Below are 16,151 nucleotides of genomic sequence, written 5' to 3'. Positions count from 1 at the left end.
CGGTATCGGGAATGACCGTCTCTACGGTGAGTATGGTGATGATACACTGACAGGTGGAGAGGGTGATGATTATCTTTATGGTGGTTACGGCAATGATGTACTGAATGGTGGTCAGGGAGATGACTATCTTCGAGGTGAAGGTGGTGATGACACCTTTAAGTTTGAAGGAAGTGAATTCGGAAAGGATACCATTACTGACTTCAATATCGGTGCTGAAACTATTCAATTTGATACTGAAGTGTTTGCTAACTTCGATGCGGTTCTTGATGCCGCAAGCAACGTTGGAAATGCGGTTGTAATACAGTTAGATGAAGAAAACACGGTAACAATAACTGGTGTTCAAATCGAAAATCTTCAGGCTGATAACTTCGAGTTCTTGATTTGAACTTAATGCAGTAATTATGACACTTTATGTGCTCAGAGGTTGATCATATAGGTGGCGGTCAGAGTTTAACCTGACTGCCATTTTTCTTTGATCGAGAACAGCGCGGGGCTTATTGCTCCGCGTTTTTTTGTTTTGGAGATGTGGGTGTTGAGTTGTCGGGCTTGCCAGCTGACTTTCAGGTCGGCATTGGCTTTGAGGGGCGGCTGGCGATGTAGGCGGCTATGGCGCACATGATGAGGCGACGGTGACGGCCAGCAGGATTGTTGGGTGGGACATCTTCAGGAACATCAGGTAGCCGAAGGTCAGGCCGGTGAAGGCGAAGATCTTTGCTTTTTTCGGGATGACCTTATGTTCCTGCCACTGGATGACGCTTGGGCCGATCTTCGGGTGTGTCAGGATCCAGTTTTCTAAACGCGGGTTTGATTTTGCAAAGCAACCTGCTGCGAGGATGAAGAAAATCGTTGTTGGCAGCAGTGGCAGGAAGATGCCAATGATCCCTGTGGCCACAAGGCTAATCCAAGCGTCATGTAGAATAGCTTTTTCACAGGGTGCTCCACTTCTGGCAAGCAGTTTCTGCCTTATACGCCTTGTTTGCGAGTGCTGACAATAGTTGGAATCTGGCTATTGCCGCGACAAAAGGCGACCGTGGCTAACATATCCACCCCATTACATGAGAAGCGTGAATTCTTTTTCAAGGGGAACTTGCAAAACCTACAAAATACACTAGTTCGTAAAGAAGCACGGATATATCTGCAGCTTGCCGCAGACATAATGCGGATGGTTCCCGAAATAAGAAAGTATGGCCGATGGGATCTGACGGGGATAAAAAGCCGAAGCGCGTTGGTTTCATGACGCGGCTCAGGAACTACTTCTTTACTGGCCTTGTTATTACGGGGCCGGTGGGTATCACCTTGTACCTGAGTTGGTCGCTTATCCAGTTGATTGATGGCTGGGTTAAGCCGTTTCTGCCATCTATTTACAATCCAGATAATTATCTGCCGGTTGAAGTGCCTGGCTTTGGGCTGTTTGCAGCACTGCTTGCGATTACCGTCATCGGTTTTCTGACAGCTAACATTGCCGGCCGGTCGCTCATCAGTTTTGGCGAGTCCATTTTGGGCCGCATGCCGCTGGTGCGTAACCTTTATTCCGCGCTCAAGCAGATCTTTGAGACTGTTTTGAATGATAGCGGGCGTAACTTCACCAAAGCCGGTCTGGTTGAATATCCGCGCAAAGGTTTGTGGGCGATTGTGTTTCTTGCCACCGATACCAAAGGTGAAGTGGCTGCTCGTCTGAAAGATGAGGCTGATACCGTCTCAGTCTTCTTGCCAACAACGCCCAACCCAACCTCAGGCTTTTTGCTGTTTGTGCCGCGTGATGACATCATCGAGCTTTCTATGAGCGTTGAAGATGCTGCAAAGCTTGTGATTTCTGCTGGTCTAGTCAGTCCGGAGTATCCGAAGCTTCTGGAAGGTGAAGACAAGAAGGCTGTTGAAGCGCATCAGCGTAAGAAGGCGAAGAAAGACGGCGACGGTTCTGAGACCGTCGCTGCTGAATAACTCAGCCCGCTCTGAGCAGTTTGATAGCTTCGTCTCTGGCGAAGAGATACAGGAGGTGGCGCAAGGCGTCGCCTCTTTCTGTTTCCAGCTCCGGGTCTGTAGCCATAATGAGCTTGGCATCATCTCTTGCGATTTCCATCAGGTCGGCGTGATCTTCAATGGAAGCCAGTCTGAAGCCCGGAGAACCGGACTGACGGGTGCCGAGAAGTTCACCTTCACCGCGCAGACGCAGGTCTTCTTCCGCAATCAGGAAGCCGTCGTTGGTTTGGCGTAGGATGTTGAGGCGGGAAGCTGCTGTCTCATTCAGTGGAGCTTTGAAGAGCAGTAAGCAGGACGATGCAAGGCTGCCACGGCCTACGCGGCCACGGAGCTGGTGAAGCTGGGCAAGGCCAAAGCGCTCTGCGTGTTCAATGACGATGATGGTTGCGTCAGGAACATCAACGCCAACCTCGATCACTGTGGTGGCGACAAGCACGCGGGCGTCGCCGTTCTTAAAGGCTTCCATGGCCGCTTGCTTCTCATCGGCTTTCTGTCGGCCATGAACGAGAGCAACCACTGGGCCTAGTGCGTTTTGCAGGTCGTTGAAGCGTTCTTCAGCGGCTGCAAGGTCAATCTTTTCAGATTCCTCCACCAGCGGGCAGACCCAGTAGATCTTCTGGCCTTGAGCGATCATAGCGCGCAGGCGTTCTACCACTTCGCCAATGCGATCCAGTGAAATGGAGACTGTTTTGATCTCCTGGCGGCCTTTGGGTTTGTCGGTCAGGCGGGAGACGTCCATGTCACCGAAGTAAGAGAGGACGAGCGTGCGCGGGATTGGGGTTGCTGTCATGACAAGCACATCCACATGAGCGCCCTTAGAGGAGAGTGCCAGACGCTGGTGAACGCCGAAGCGGTGTTGTTCATCGACGATGGTGATGCCGAGGTCTTTGAAGTTGACGGTGGACTGGAATAGGGCGTGGGTGCCGACAATCAGATCGATTTCGCCCGCTTCCAATGCTTCCCCGATCTCCCGCTTGGTTTTGGCCGTGTCTTTGCCAGAGAGGACAGCTGCCCGGATGCCAGCGGCATCGCAGAGCGGTTTCATGGAGGCAAAGTGCTGACGGGCGAGGATATCGGTTGGTGCCATCATGGCGGCTTGTCCGCCGGTTTCGATGACGGCTGCCATCGCCATGAGGCCGACGACGGTTTTACCGGAGCCCACATCGCCTTGTAGGAGGCGCAGCATGCGGGTTGGCTCTTCCAGATCAGCGAAGATCTCTTTCAGCGCGTCTTCCTGACCGCCAGTCAGCTCAAACGGTAGCGCAGCAAGGATTTTCCGGCGCAGGGAGCCATCGCCTTTGCGGGCTTTGCCGCCCATATGGCGCAAAGAGTTGCGAACCAGTGCAAGGGCAAGCTGGTTGGCGAGGAACTCATCATAAGCCAGACGGGAGCGAGCCAATCCTTCTGGCGCTAGATCTCTTGCGTCTTCCGGCTTATGAATGGAGCGTAGGGCGACGTCAAATGGCGGGAAGTTGCGCTGCTCTACAAACTCTTTGTTCTGCCACTCTGGCATTTGAGGCAGGAACTGCAGCGCGGTGCCCATGGCGCGTTGGAGCGTTTTGGAGGCAAGACCGGCTGTCATTGGGTAAACCGGCTCAACAAGCGGCAGATTCTCGGCTTCTTCCTCAGAGACCATATGGTCCGGGTGCACCATCTGAGCGCGTTCGTTGAACCACTCAACTTTGCCGGAGATGATACGCTTTTCGCCAACCGGCAGAACGCGTTGTAGATAATCTCCGCGTGCGTGGAAGAAGACCAGCTCAATTGCTCCGGTCTCATCGTGCGCCAGAACCTTGTAGGGAGCACGGCTGCTGCGTGGCGGTGCGCGGTGCTGATCTATCTGAAGGACCAGCGTTACGATTTCGCCTTCCGGAGAAGCGGCGACACCTGGACGCAAGCGTCGGTCGATAACGTTGACCGGTACGTGGAAGAGAAGGTCTGAAATGCGGGCTTCGCGATCCGGGCTGCCGACAAGCAGGTTGGTTATGGTCTTCGCGATCTTGGGGCCAATGCCCGGGAGCTTGGTGACAGAAGCGAAAAGAGGATCAAGGCGAGTAGGGCGCATACCATATAGACCATAACGTGAACAGCTAGCCTGATCTGTGCCATGTTCCCGTGATTTGTGCAACGCCCTTAAGAAAACACTGACAGATGAAAATAAGGGTTGTATACAGGCGAAACGATTTGGCCCTATCTATTTGCAGATAGTGACAGGGATCAGAGACCTTCTAGGGGAATGACGATGGATCATAGTGCGCAGAGCGAAGATCAAAACGAGAACATTGAGCTGGATAACCGGAGAAAGCGTATCGTTTTCCGTTGTCATCATCGTGGCATGAAGGAAATGGATATCATGCTTGGTGGCTATGTTGAGAAGCATATTGCGCAGATGAGTGATGAAGAGCTGGATGAGCTGGAAGTGTTCCTGCAGCATCATGATCAGGATCTGTTCTCCTGGTTCATTGGCACTAAACCTGTGCCGGATGAGGCCAATACTGAACTGTTCCGCAAAATCCTGGATTACTACAAGGATAAGAGCGAAAGCTAAGTGCTCTTTGGCATCTGAATACGCGTTGTTCAGGTCCTATATTGGTCCGAGAAAGATTTGAAATAATAAGGTTGCCCCGCCCGTGTTTGAAAGTTTACTCAAGAAAAGTGAAAACATAACGCTCGCTTCTGTCCCGGATGGAGCTGAAGCCTATGTGCTTTCAAAGATCCTCTCTGAGATTGAGGAGGGCGGCCTTGCGCTGACCTATGTGGCGCGGGATGCAACGCGGATGGCGGCGCTGACGGAGGCTCTTGGCTTCTTTGCGCCGAATGTGGAAGTGCTGCAGCTGCCAGCGTGGGATTGCTTGCCGTATGACCGTGTATCCCCGCATGGCGCGATTGTTGCTCGCAGACTGCTGACACTGCTTCGGCTGGCGAAGGGGCTGCCGAAGAAAAAGAAGTTTGTGCTGATCACAACGGTCAATGCGGCTTTGCAGCGGATGCCGGTGCGAGACTGGACCTCCAATCACATTCTGTCTTTCACACCGGGCAATCGCATCAATCCGGACAAGATTATCAAGTGGTTGGAAGTCAATGGCTTCGCCCGTACGCCTACTGTTCGGGAGACCGGTGAATATGCCGTGCGCGGGGGGATTATTGATCTGTTCTCGCCTGCCACCAAAGAGCCGGTTCGTCTGGACTTCTTTGGCGATACGCTGGAATCCATCCGGTCTTTTGATACGGATAGTCAGCGGACGCTTGCGCAGAAGAAAGGACTTACTCTCGTTCCTATGAGCGAGATCATCCTTGAACCGGAGACAATCTCACGCTTCCGCCGAAACTATGTGACTGCATTCGGGGCCTCTGGGCCGGATGATGTTCTCTACCAGTCCATCAGTGAAGGGCGTCGCTATGCGGGGATGGAACACTGGCTACCGCTGTTCCATGAAAACCTTGCGACCCTGTTTGATTATATCGCGAAACCCCAGTTGTTCTGGATGCCAATGCCGAGGATATGATCAAAGAGCGGCTGGAACAGATAGAAGAGCACTTTGGCGCGCGTCAGGATGGCCTAAACAACAAAGCGCTTTCTTCAGGTGTACCGTATAAGCCTATTCCACCGGTAGCGATCTATCTTCAGGAAACTGAGTTCAATACATGTGTGGCGGACAGAGCCTCTGCGCAGTTGTCCCCGTTTGCTATGCCTCCGGGAACTGGGAAGACCGCCATTGATATGGGTGGTCGTCAGGGACGCAACTTTGCAGCGGAACGTGCTGCTGGTGACGTGAATATCTTTGACGCGCTTTCCACGCATGTGTCTGCGCTTGCCAAGGATGGGAAGAGGGCTGTTCTTTCCTGTTGGAGTGAAGGCTCTAGAGAACGTCTGACGCAGGTTCTGAGCGATCATGGATTGGACCGCACTGGGTATGCGGGGAACTCTGGAGAGCTTGGCAAGGTTCCCGCTGGGCTGACAGCACTCATCATCCTTGGACTTGAGCACGGCTTTGAGATTGATGATCTGGCCTTCATCGGGGAGCAAGATATTCTTGGTGATCGTCTTGTTCGTCAGCGGCGGAGAAAATCCAAAGGGGCCAATGTTTTAACTGAGGCTTCTGCGCTTTCGCCGGGTGATCTGGTTGTGCATGTGGAGCACGGTATTGGCCGCTTTATTGGGCTGAAGACCATTGAAGCTGTTGGGGCACCCCATGACTGTCTGGAGCTGCAATATGCGGGGTCGGACAAGCTTTACCTTCCAGTCGAGAACATTGAGCTGCTGACGCGTTACGGTTCAGAAGATCAGGAAGTTCAGTTAGATAAGCTTGGTGGCGGGGCATGGCAGGCCCGTAAAGCCAAGATGAAAAAGCGCATTCTTGAGATTGCCGATGGCCTGATCAAGATTGCGGCGGAACGTGCATTGCGGACAGCTCCGGCGATTACAGCACCTGAAGGGGCGTATGACGAGTTTGCAGCGCGGTTTGTTTATGATGAGACCGATGATCAGCTGACGGCGATTGAATCTGTCTTTGATGATATGGCGTCTGGGCGCCCTATGGACCGGTTGGTTTGTGGTGATGTGGGCTTTGGTAAGACGGAAGTTGCTCTGAGAGCTGCATTTTTGGCGGCGATGTCGGGAAGGCAGGTGGCGGTTGTTGTGCCGACGACGCTTTTGGCGCGCCAGCATTACCGTACGTTTGCGGATCGCTTTAACGGGCTGCCTATTGTTGTGCGCCAGGCTTCACGACTTGTCACCGGTAAGGAGCTGTCTGAGACCAAGAAGGGCCTGAAGGATGGCTCTGTCGATGTCGTGGTCGGTACGCATGCGCTCCTCGGGAAGGCTATTGGTTTCAGGGATTTGGGGCTTCTGATTATCGATGAGGAGCAGCACTTTGGGGTGAAGCATAAAGAACGGTTGAAAGAGCTGAAAAGTGATGTTCACGTTCTGACCCTTTCTGCGACCCCGATTCCTCGTACCCTACAATTGGCACTGACGGGTGTCCGTGAGCTTTCCCTTATTGCGACGCCGCCGGTGGATCGTCTGGCTGTACGCTCGTTTATATCCCCGTTCGACCCGATGGTTATCCGCGAGAGCTTGCTGCGTGAGCATTATCGTGGGGGGCAGAGCTTCTATGTGTGTCCGCGCGTGTCTGATCTGGCGGAGGTGAGGGCGTTCCTGGAAGAGAATGTGCCTGAAGTTAAAGTGGTTTCTGCCCACGGCCAGATGCCTCCGGGGGAACTGGATGACATCATGAATGCCTTTTATGAGGGCAAGTTCGATGTGCTTCTGGCGACGACTATTGTAGAATCCGGTCTGGACATACCAAACGCCAACACTTTGATTGTGCACCGCTCAGACATGTTTGGTCTGGCGCAGCTCTATCAGATCCGTGGGCGTGTCGGGCGTTCCAAGACAAGAGCCTATGCTTTGTTTACAGTTCCTGCCAACAAGACGCTGACTGCTACGGCAGAGCGGCGTCTTAAAGTATTGCAAAGTCTTGAGAATTTGGGTGCAGGCTTCCAACTTGCATCGCATGATCTGGATATTCGCGGCGCGGGTAACTTGCTGGGGGAAGAACAGTCCGGACATATTAAAGAGGTTGGGTTTGAGCTTTACCAGCAGATGCTGGAGGAGGCGGTTGCTCAGCTGAAATCGGGCGGAGAGGACTTCCAGGAAGAGCAGTGGTCACCGCAGATTGCTATCGGTACGCCGGTTCTTATCCCTGATACCTATGTGCCGGACCTTCAGCTGCGCCTTGAGCTTTATCGTCGTCTGGCAGACCTTGTAGAGCTTGCGGACATTGATGGGTTTGGCGCGGAGATGATTGACCGGTTCGGGCCACTTCCTGAGGAAGTTCAACACCTTCTGAAGATCGTCTACATCAAGGGGCTGTGCCGCAAGGCGAATGTTGAAAAGATTGACGCTGGGCCGAAGGGCATCGTGATTGCCTTCCGCAATGGCGAGTTCAACAATCCGGCTGGGCTGGTATCCTACATCGCGGAACAAGGTATCCTCGCCAAGATCCGTCCGGACCAGAAGGTGGTGCTGACCCGCGACTGGCCGTCTGCGGATGATCGGTTGAAGGGCACCGCTGCTGTGTTGATCAAACTCTCCCGCCTTGCTGAAAACGCCTAAAACACTGTCTTGAGCGCTTAAATGGACTGGGGTTTCGGTGAAATCCCAGTTTTGCGTTGCTATGTGCGTTCGTTTGCGTTGATTGTGTTATTTCTGCGTTTTTTAGTTTAGGGAAGCTGGAGTTGTTATCTGTTTCCAGCAAATCGAACATATTTGAGAACGAAAAGTGAACGCGCTGCAGATTTGGGGCAATTATTTGTGTTGTTGCGTTGCTCTGAATAGCATTCGGAACACTTTCATTGTATGTGCGCAGCATATCAAAAGTATGTTGTCGTGTTCATTGCTGATGGCTTTGGCGGCAAATGCGTAAGAAGGATTTAGTATGCCGGTTAAGCCAAGTTTTCTGTCTCTGAAGTCGATCGAATTGTCTTGGCTGTCAATTGCTAGCTTCTTGCTTATGGGCCTGCTGATCTCATCGGGGCAGGCGTATGCCGAGGACAGCTTGGTAGGTGAGGATAAGCTTACTCAGAAAATTAACGCAAAGGCCAAAGACGACTTCTCAAAATCGGACAGATTCTTCTCTCTAGAAGCTGATCAATGCATTCTTAAAATTTATAATGAGTATCGTAGTCTATGTGAGCTCCCTGCACAGAACTTGGGTACGAACTATGTCATCAACTTAGCAGAGATTGAGTCTATCAAAGCTAGTCAGGTTAGAGACAAAGTGCTTGCATCATTCCGGCTAAATCCCAGTTCAGCAAAGATCGCGAAGGAGGCGGGACAAAAGCTGAGTAGGCTATATAAAGAAAAGCAGGAAAAGCGAGTTCGCGAGGGAAAAGTGGACGTTGGTCCGACTGAGATTGTGTATGAGCAAACGATTGATGAAATAAGCCTAGTCGCAGTGGAGTTTATTGATAAGAAAAAGCTGTCAACGAGGTCTTTGACATCCAGCTGCTCTGGTCGCACGACATACAGTGCTCCACTGTTTGACACAACATATGCTGTCCTCTTTCCTTTGACGGTTTCTCGGGAGTTGTTTGAGGATATATTCGTGCTCAAAAAGAGATGTGCTCAATAGGAGTTGCAAACGATTAAAGAGATTGTTTAGGAGGCATGCACAGGTTCTCAAGGAATAGAGCTTCAATAGCGTGCCATTCGGACTACTCATTATCGTAACGTCCTTGCAGGGCGCGATTGATTAAATTTCCAAAAAATAACAGATATGGCCAACTTTCAGTTTTATCGGAAACTCTTGGTTAAGGGCGTTGTGAAATAGTGCGGGCATGTGACCATTTTTGTAATGAGTAGGTCAATCAGTGCTAGCTACCACACGTCAGCGAAAACACTCCTATCTAAAGAATCTCCTGGTGCCGGGAATTGCCATTGGTGCGCTTTGCTACTTTGCATTTCATGCGCTCAACGGTAAGCTGGGTCTTGTGGGCCGACCACAGATCGAGCATGAGATCCTTGCTCTGGAAGTTGAGCTTGAAGAATTGCGGGCAGAACGCCTGCAATTACAACGCCGTGTCATGCTGCTTGACCCGGAGAGCCTTGATCCAGATATGGTGGATGAGCGGGCTCGTGCTTCCCTGAATCTGGCGCACGTGAATGAAGTTGCGATCATGCGTAACTGAAACATCAGCGTGCATTAACTCAAATTAGGTTGATTTGCATGAATTAACCTAATTTGAGTTAACTTGAATATTTCAATAAAATCAACGCCTTACATAAATCCCCAAGTGTTTTTGCTCATATTGGCATTCAGCGCTGCGGGGGCTAGTGTGCTTTCACCAATTCACGTCAAAAGAGACGAGGCTCATGGCTGGAACTCAATCCAAGTCTTCAGGCGGTCGCGCTAAAGGCGCTACCAAAGCCCGCGGTGCGATGAAAAACGTGCCCGCCCTTGTAGAATTTTCCAAAGAAGAAGAGCTAAACGCTTACCGCGAAATGCTTTTTATCCGTCGCTTTGAAGAAAAGGCGGGTCAGCTTTACGGTATGGGTCTGATCGGTGGCTTCTGTCACCTTTACATCGGCCAGGAAGCTGTTGTTGTTGGAATGGAGATGGCCAAGGAAAAAGGTGATCAGATGATCACTTCTTACCGTGACCACGCTCACATGCTCGCTTGTGGCATGGACCCGAACGGCGTGATGGCCGAACTGACTGGTCGCCGCGGTGGTCTGTCTAAAGGTAAGGGCGGTTCCATGCACATGTTCTCCAAAGAACAGGAGTTCTATGGCGGACACGGCATCGTTGGTGCGCAGGTTGCTCTTGGTACCGGTCTGGCGTTTGCTAACCGCTATAAAGAGAACGGCAAAGTTTCCATGGCGTTCTTCGGCGATGGTGCTGCCAACCAGGGTCAGGTTTATGAGAGCTTCAACATGGCGAAGCTGTGGAACCTGCCTGTGATCTACGTGATCGAAAACAACAAGTACGGCATGGGTACCTCCATTGAACGTGCATCTTCCACAACAGACCTGTCTCAGCGCGGTGCTTCCTTCGGCATTCCGGGTGTTCAGGTTGACGGCATGGACGTGCGCGCGGTGAAAGCTGCGACCGACTATGCGATGGAATGGTGCCGTGAAGGCAACGGTCCTTACATCCTTGAGATGATCACCTACCGTTACCGCGGTCACTCCATGTCTGACCCTGCAAAATACCGCAGTAAAGACGAAGTCCAGAAGATGCGCTCTGAGCATGACCCGATTGAACAGGTTCGCGCTCGCCTTCTTGAAAAAGAATGGGCTACCGAAGACGAACTGAAAGCGATCGATAAAGAAGTGCGCGGCGTTGTTGCTGCTTCTGCTGAGTTTGCACAGAACGATCCTGAGCCGGATCCATCTGAGCTGTACACGGACATCGTTCTCTAAGGTCGGGATAATTAATTATGGCTATTGAAATTTTGATGCCTGCGCTTTCTCCGACCATGGAAGAAGGCAAGCTGGCCAAGTGGCTTAAAAAAGAAGGCGACACCGTTTCTGCTGGTGACGTGATTGCTGAAATCGAAACCGATAAAGCAACCATGGAAGTGGAAGCCGTGGACGAGGGCGTGATCGGCAAGATCCTCGTTGCTGAAGGCACTGAAGAAGTTAAGGTCAACGCTCCTATCGCAGTTCTGCTGGAAGAAGGCGAAGACGCTTCTGCTGCTGACAAGGTTGGTTCTGCACCAGCTGCTGCTGAAGCGCCAGCTGCACCGGCAACTCCTGAAGCTCCGGCTGCGCCAGCGGCTCCTGCAGCTCCAGTTGCCAGCGTTGCACCTGCTGACCCAGAAATTCCTGCGGGCACCAAAATGGTGAGCATGACCGTTCGTGAAGCTCTGCGCGACGCGATGGCGGAAGAAATGCGCCGCAACGAGAACGTGTTCCTGATGGGCGAAGAAGTTGCTCAGTATCAGGGCGCCTACAAGATCTCTCAGGGTCTCCTTGATGAGTTCGGCGAAAAGCGCGTGATCGACACTCCAATCACCGAGCATGGCTTTACCGGTCTTGCTGTTGGTGCTGCGATGGCTGGCCTGAACCCAATCGTTGAGTTCATGACCTTCAACTTCGCAATGCAGGCGATTGACCACATCATCAACTCTGCTGCCAAGACGCTTTACATGTCTGGTGGTCAGATGGGTGCTCCTATGGTGTTCCGTGGTGCAAACGGCGCAGCAGCGCGCGTTGCAGCTCAGCACTCTCAGGATTACGCAGCATGGTACGCTTCCATTCCGGGCCTCAAGGTTGTTCAGCCTTACTCCGCAGCTGATGCGAAGGGCCTTCTGAAAGCTGCTATCCGCGATCCTAACCCGGTTGTGTTCCTTGAAAACGAAATCCTTTACGGTCAGCACTTTGATGTGCCGGATGTTGAAGATCTGGTTCTGCCAATCGGTAAAGCGAAGATTGTTCGCGAAGGTACTGATGCGACCATGGTTTCCTGGGGCATTGGCATGACCTACGCACTGCAGGCTGTTGATGAGCTGGCGAAACAGGGCGTTTCCGTTGAGCTGATCGACCTGCGCACCATTCGTCCGCTGGATATGGACACTGTTCTGGCTTCTGTTCGTAAGACTGGCCGTCTGGTGACCGTGGAAGAAGCCTTCCCAATCTGTTCCGTTTCCTCTGAAATTGCTTATCAGGTTCAGAGCGAAGCCTTCGATTGGCTGGATGCGCCAGTTCTGCGCGTAACCGGTAAAGACGTTCCAATGCCTTACGCAGCAAACCTTGAGAAGCTGGCTCTGCCAAACGCCAAGGAAGTTATCGACGCTGTTAAGGCTGTGACCTACACCGCTTAATTGGAGACAAGTGGTATGCCAATCAACATTTTGATGCCTGCGCTTTCTCCAACCATGGAAGAAGGCAATCTGGCCAAGTGGCTGGTTAAAGAAGGTGACGCGATTTCTGCAGGCGACGTGATTGCAGAAATTGAAACCGACAAAGCGACCATGGAAGTGGAAGCTGTCGATGAAGGCACCATCGGTAAGATCATGGTTGCTGAAGGAACCGAAGGCGTGAAGGTGAATGCGCCGATCGCGATCCTTCTGGAAGAGGGCGAAGACGCTTCTGCAATGGATGCAGCACCAGCTGCGGCTCCTGCGCCTGCGGCGGCTGCACCTCAGGCTCCTGCAGCGCCAGCTGCGCCTGCGGCTGCGGCGGCTCCTGCACCAGCTCCAGCGGCTCCGGTTGCTGCTTCTGGTGAGCGTGTGTTCTCTTCTCCTCTGGCGCGCCGTCTGGCGAAACAGAATGGTCTGGACATCGCTCTGATCGCTGGCAGTGGCCCTAAGGGGCGCGTTGTGAAGCGTGACGTTGAAGCTGCGATTGCTGCTGGCACCGGTAAAGCGGATGCTGCTCCTAAGGCTGCTGAAGCTCCAAAAGCGGCTGAGGCTCCAAAGGCTGCACCTGCTGGTGCATCTGATGAGCAGACCCTCAAGCTGTTTGAGGAAGGCTCTTACGATCTGGTTCCTCACGATGGCATGCGCAAGGTTATTGCGAAGCGTCTGACAGAATCCAAGCAGACCGTTCCACACTTCTACCTGACTGTAGAGTGTGAGCTGGATGCTCTGCTGGCTCTGCGTGCTCAGCTGAACTCTTCCGCTCCAACTGACGCTGATGGCAAGCCTGCTTACAAGCTTTCCGTCAACGACATGATCATCAAGGCGCATGCGCTGGCACTGAAAGCAATTCCAGCTGCAAACGCATCTTACCTTGAGAGCGGCATGGTTATGCATAAGCATGCTGACGTTGGTGTTGCTGTTTCCATCGATGGTGGTCTGATCACTCCGATCATCCGCCGCGCTGAAGAGAAAACGCTCTCCACCATCTCCATCGAGATGAAAGATCTGGCGAAGCGTGCTCGTGAGCGCAAGCTGGCTCCAACCGAATTCCAGGGCGGTACGACTTCCGTTTCCAACCTTGGCATGTTCGGCGTGAAGGAATTTGCGGCGGTGATCAACCCACCACACGCAACCATCCTTGCTGTTGGCGCTGGTCAGAAGCGTCCGGTTGTGAAGGGCGATGAAATCGTTCCTGCAACTGTGATGTCTGTGACCCTTTCCACTGACCACCGCGCGGTGGACGGTGCGCTGGGTGCAGAACTTCTGCAGGCCTTCAAAGGCTACATCGAAAACCCGATGTCCATGCTGGTTTAATCAGGATGTACCGGCGGAAAGCAGGAAACCCCTGCTTTTTTCGCCGGTAAATCCAAGTGGTAGGTGTGAGCAAATAGAGTGGAGTAAGCTGAAGACTGTTTGAGCAAGGAGACCTGATCAATGGTCAAAGTTGTCGATGGCTTCACGTTTTTCAACGAACTCGATACCCTTGAAATTCGCCTTGGCGAACTGTTTGATGTGGTGGATGAGTTCATTCTTGTAGAGGCAACCAAGACCTTTACGGGAGCCGAAAAACCTCTCTACTTTGCTGATAACAAGTCGCGGTTTGCACCGTTCTTAAGCAAGATCCGACACGTGATTGTGGAGGATATGCCGCAGAACCCGCAGAGCGCCTGGTCGAGGGAGTACCACCAACGCGACGGCATAGAGCGCGGCCTTAAAGACCTTGCGGTCAATGATCTGATCCTTGTGTCCGACGTGGATGAAATTCCAAAGCCGGATGTTTTGCTCAGAGTTAAAAATGACCCCAAGAGTTCGAAGAGCCTGACATTCTTTGGCGCTGATATTTTCCGCTACAGACTGAACTTTAAAGATCATGTCTCGGATTTTACCTCCTGCCCAAGAATGATCGGTGCGATGTTTTTCAAGGGAGCTCAGGCTTTGCGGCGTGAGCGGGCTTATCAAAGCAAAAGTCTCCATCCTGTTCTCGAGACTGCTTTGTGGCACTGGAAAGCTCTCACACGGCACAGCGACTTATGCGACGTCAACTGCTTCGTTCTTCCAGCTGGCACTTCAGCTTTCTGGGGGACATGGAGAAGGTGGTTACAAAACTCGAGGCTTACTCGCACACCGAACACATGAATGATGCCTATCTGGGCCGTGCGCAACGAACGCTGGACCGTCTGGATGCGGGCGATGGCAGAGGAAAGCTGGTCACCAAGGACAGCGGAGAACTGCCCGACTACGTTTTGGAGAATTTTGCGAAGTTCTCCCACCTTTATGTGGAGCCTCAAGCTCCTTGAGGCCGATTTGGCGAGGTTAAATAGATGAGTGGCAACGCCTACGACGTGATTATCATTGGTTCTGGTCCTGGTGGCTATGTAACCGCAATCCGCTCCGCGCAGCTTGGTTTCAAGACTGCGATTGTTGAGCGTGAACATATGGGCGGTATCTGCCTGAACTGGGGCTGTATCCCAACCAAAGCGCTGCTGCGTTCTGCTGAGATCTACCACTACATGCAGCACGGCAAAGACTACGGTCTTTCCGCTGAAGGCGTGAGCTTTGATGCTGCTGCTGTTGTGAAGCGCTCCCGTGGTGTTTCCGGTCAGCTCAATGGCGGTATCGGCTTCCTGATGAAGAAGAACAAAGTGGACATCATCTGGGGTGAAGCGAAACTCACCAAGCCGGGTGAGATCGCTGTTGGTCCTTCTTCCAAAGACGCTATGCAGCCTCAGCACCCAACTCCAAAGGGTGTGAAAGGTCACGGTTCTTACTCCGCCAAGCACATCATTGTTGCAACTGGTGCGAAGCCACGTGTGATCCCAGGTCTTGAGCCTGACAAGGAAAACATCTGGACCTACTTTGAGGCGATGGTTCCTGAAAAGATGCCGAAGTCCTCATCGTTATGGGTTCCGGCGCGATCGGTATCGAGTTTGCATCCTTCTACAAAACAATGGGCGCTGATGTGACCGTTGTTGAGATGATGCCAACCATCATGCCAGTTGAAGATCCTGAAATCTCTGCGATTGCGAAAAAGCAGATGGAGAAGCAGGGCATCAAGTTCGTCATGGAAGCGAAGGTTTCCAAGGTTGTCAAAGGCAAGGGGCAGGTGACTGCTACCATTGAGACCAAAGACGGCAAGGCACAGGAAATCACCGCTGAGAAGCTGATTTCTGCTGTTGGTGTTGTTGGTAACATTGAGAACCTCGGCCTTGAAGCTCTTGGCATCAAGACTGACCGTGGTTGCATCGTGACTGACGAGTTCAGCCGCACCAATGTTCCTGGCATCTATGCTATCGGTGACGTTGCTGGTCCCCCAATGCTGGCGCACAAGGCTGAGCATGAAGGTGTGATCTGCATCGAGAAGATCTCCGGCCTTGACGCTCACCCAATGAAGCGTGACCAGATCCCGGGTTGTACCTACTGTAACCCGCAGGTTGCTTCAGTTGGTCTGACCGAGCAGAAAGCCAAGGATGCTGGTTACGAGGTTCGCGTTGGCCGCTTCCCATTCATGGGCAACGGTAAGGCGATTGCTCTTGGTGAGCCGGAAGGTCTTGTGAAGACTGTGTTCGACAACAAGACTGGTCAGCTGCTGGGTGCGCACATGGTTGGCGCTGAAGTGACCGAGCTCATTCAGGGCTTCGTTGTTGCGATGGGTCTTGAGACCACCGAAGAAGAGCTGATGCACACCTGCTTCCCGCATCCAACCCTTTCCGAAATGATGAAGGAAAGTGTTCTGGACGCCTACGGCCGCGCTCTGAATATGTAAATCAAATCCCTCTCACTGGAATTTTACCAGTGAGAGGGAC

Annotated in this window: 12 protein-coding genes and 2 pseudogenes; 12 read left to right on the top strand and 2 right to left on the bottom strand. The window is 52.5% G+C overall.

All coding sequences use genetic code 11. From position 1 onward, the window contains the following. The coding region (locus tag JCM12308_RS32560) for a calcium-binding protein (protein ID WP_506344900.1) at nucleotides 1–385 on the top strand (385 nt) is incomplete at its 5' end. A gap of 219 nt (nucleotides 386–604) precedes the next feature. On the opposite strand, the gene JCM12308_RS22920 is transcribed toward JCM12308_RS32560, so the two are convergent. Then, nucleotides 605–892: a YbaN family protein gene (locus tag JCM12308_RS22920; RefSeq protein ID WP_244271999.1), complete on the bottom strand. Its 288-nt coding sequence runs from the start codon at nucleotides 890–892 to the stop codon at nucleotides 605–607. Nucleotides 893–1,191: 299 nt separating this feature from the next. On the opposite strand from JCM12308_RS22920, the gene JCM12308_RS22915 reads away from it, so the two are divergent. Further along, entirely contained in the window at nucleotides 1,192–1,941 is a 750-nt protein-coding gene (locus JCM12308_RS22915; RefSeq protein WP_014285838.1) for a DUF502 domain-containing protein, read from the top strand. 1 nt (nucleotide 1,942) lies between these two features. Here the strand turns inward: JCM12308_RS22915 and recG are convergent, their stop codons facing one another. After that, on the bottom strand, nucleotides 1,943–4,045 hold the full coding sequence (gene recG, locus JCM12308_RS22910; protein WP_054785191.1) for an ATP-dependent DNA helicase RecG: 2,103 nt from the start codon (nucleotides 4,043–4,045) through the stop codon (nucleotides 1,943–1,945). A 177-nt stretch (nucleotides 4,046–4,222) separates the two neighbouring features. On the opposite strand from recG, the gene JCM12308_RS22905 reads away from it, so the two are divergent. From JCM12308_RS22905 to lpdA, 10 genes and pseudogenes are all read left to right on the top strand, one after another. Then, a complete protein-coding gene (locus tag JCM12308_RS22905; protein WP_208608660.1) occupies nucleotides 4,223–4,528 on the top strand; it encodes an FAD assembly factor SdhE in 306 nt (101 codons plus the stop codon). Nucleotides 4,529–4,610: 82 nt separating this feature from the next. Then, a pseudogene (mfd, locus tag JCM12308_RS22900) lies at nucleotides 4,611–8,098 on the top strand (transcription-repair coupling factor). Nucleotides 8,099–8,420: 322 nt separating this feature from the next. Further along, the gene (locus tag JCM12308_RS22895) at nucleotides 8,421–9,116 is read left to right on the top strand and encodes a hypothetical protein (protein WP_208608661.1); all 696 of its coding nucleotides are present in this window, start codon (nucleotides 8,421–8,423) and stop codon (nucleotides 9,114–9,116) included. 289 nt (nucleotides 9,117–9,405) lie between these two features. Further along, the gene (locus tag JCM12308_RS22890) at nucleotides 9,406–9,672 is read left to right on the top strand and encodes an FtsB family cell division protein (RefSeq protein ID WP_008546702.1); all 267 of its coding nucleotides are present in this window, start codon (nucleotides 9,406–9,408) and stop codon (nucleotides 9,670–9,672) included. Nucleotides 9,673–9,922: 250 nt separating this feature from the next. Beyond that, nucleotides 9,923–10,906 carry a pyruvate dehydrogenase (acetyl-transferring) E1 component subunit alpha gene (gene pdhA, locus JCM12308_RS22885; RefSeq protein ID WP_373282409.1) on the top strand — a complete coding sequence of 328 codons (984 nt, stop codon included), beginning with the start codon at nucleotides 9,923–9,925 and terminating at the stop codon, nucleotides 10,904–10,906. A 17-nt stretch (nucleotides 10,907–10,923) separates the two neighbouring features. Beyond that, nucleotides 10,924–12,309 carry a pyruvate dehydrogenase complex E1 component subunit beta gene (locus JCM12308_RS22880; RefSeq protein ID WP_054785188.1) on the top strand — a complete coding sequence of 462 codons (1,386 nt, stop codon included), beginning with the start codon at nucleotides 10,924–10,926 and terminating at the stop codon, nucleotides 12,307–12,309. Nucleotides 12,310–12,324: 15 nt separating this feature from the next. Continuing rightward, entirely contained in the window at nucleotides 12,325–13,662 is a 1,338-nt protein-coding gene (locus tag JCM12308_RS22875) for a pyruvate dehydrogenase complex dihydrolipoamide acetyltransferase (protein WP_054785187.1), read from the top strand. 120 nt (nucleotides 13,663–13,782) lie between these two features. Continuing rightward, nucleotides 13,783–14,484, top strand: coding sequence for a glycosyltransferase family 17 protein (locus tag JCM12308_RS22870; protein ID WP_208978876.1), 702 nt, complete (start codon nucleotides 13,783–13,785; stop codon nucleotides 14,482–14,484). Continuing rightward, nucleotides 14,481–14,645 carry a hypothetical protein gene (locus JCM12308_RS30865; protein ID WP_208978875.1) on the top strand — a complete coding sequence of 55 codons (165 nt, stop codon included), beginning with the start codon at nucleotides 14,481–14,483 and terminating at the stop codon, nucleotides 14,643–14,645. The genes JCM12308_RS22870 and JCM12308_RS30865 overlap by 4 nt, the downstream gene beginning before the upstream one ends. A 24-nt stretch (nucleotides 14,646–14,669) precedes the next feature. Further along, a pseudogene (gene lpdA / locus JCM12308_RS22865) lies at nucleotides 14,670–16,111 on the top strand (dihydrolipoyl dehydrogenase). Nucleotides 16,112–16,151: the final 40 nt, after the last annotated feature.

The sequence above is a fragment of the Pseudovibrio denitrificans JCM 12308 genome, from assembly GCF_001310815.1.
GTDB lineage: Bacteria > Pseudomonadota > Alphaproteobacteria > Rhizobiales > Stappiaceae > Pseudovibrio > Pseudovibrio denitrificans.
The sequence above is the reverse complement of the archived record's forward strand: the minus strand, read 5'-3'. Positions and strand labels throughout refer to the sequence as shown.

Excerpts from the sequence above, each read along its gene's own strand:
- JCM12308_RS22905 (WP_208608660.1), top strand. The coding sequence starts at position 4,223 with ATGGATCATAGTGCGCAGAGCGAAGATCAAAACGAGAACATTGAGCTG.
- JCM12308_RS22915 (WP_014285838.1), top strand. The coding sequence starts at position 1,192 with ATGGGATCTGACGGGGATAAAAAGCCGAAGCGCGTTGGTTTCATGACG.
- JCM12308_RS22880 (WP_054785188.1), top strand. The coding sequence starts at position 10,924 with ATGGCTATTGAAATTTTGATGCCTGCGCTTTCTCCGACCATGGAAGAA.
- JCM12308_RS22870 (WP_208978876.1), top strand. The coding sequence starts at position 13,783 with ATGGTCAAAGTTGTCGATGGCTTCACGTTTTTCAACGAACTCGATACC.
- pdhA (WP_373282409.1), top strand. The coding sequence starts at position 9,923 with ATGAAAAACGTGCCCGCCCTTGTAGAATTTTCCAAAGAAGAAGAGCTA.
- JCM12308_RS22895 (WP_208608661.1), top strand. The coding sequence starts at position 8,421 with ATGCCGGTTAAGCCAAGTTTTCTGTCTCTGAAGTCGATCGAATTGTCT.
- recG (WP_054785191.1), bottom strand. The coding sequence starts at position 4,045 with ATGCGCCCTACTCGCCTTGATCCTCTTTTCGCTTCTGTCACCAAGCTC.
- JCM12308_RS22875 (WP_054785187.1), top strand. The coding sequence starts at position 12,325 with ATGCCAATCAACATTTTGATGCCTGCGCTTTCTCCAACCATGGAAGAA.
- JCM12308_RS30865 (WP_208978875.1), top strand. The coding sequence starts at position 14,481 with ATGAATGATGCCTATCTGGGCCGTGCGCAACGAACGCTGGACCGTCTG.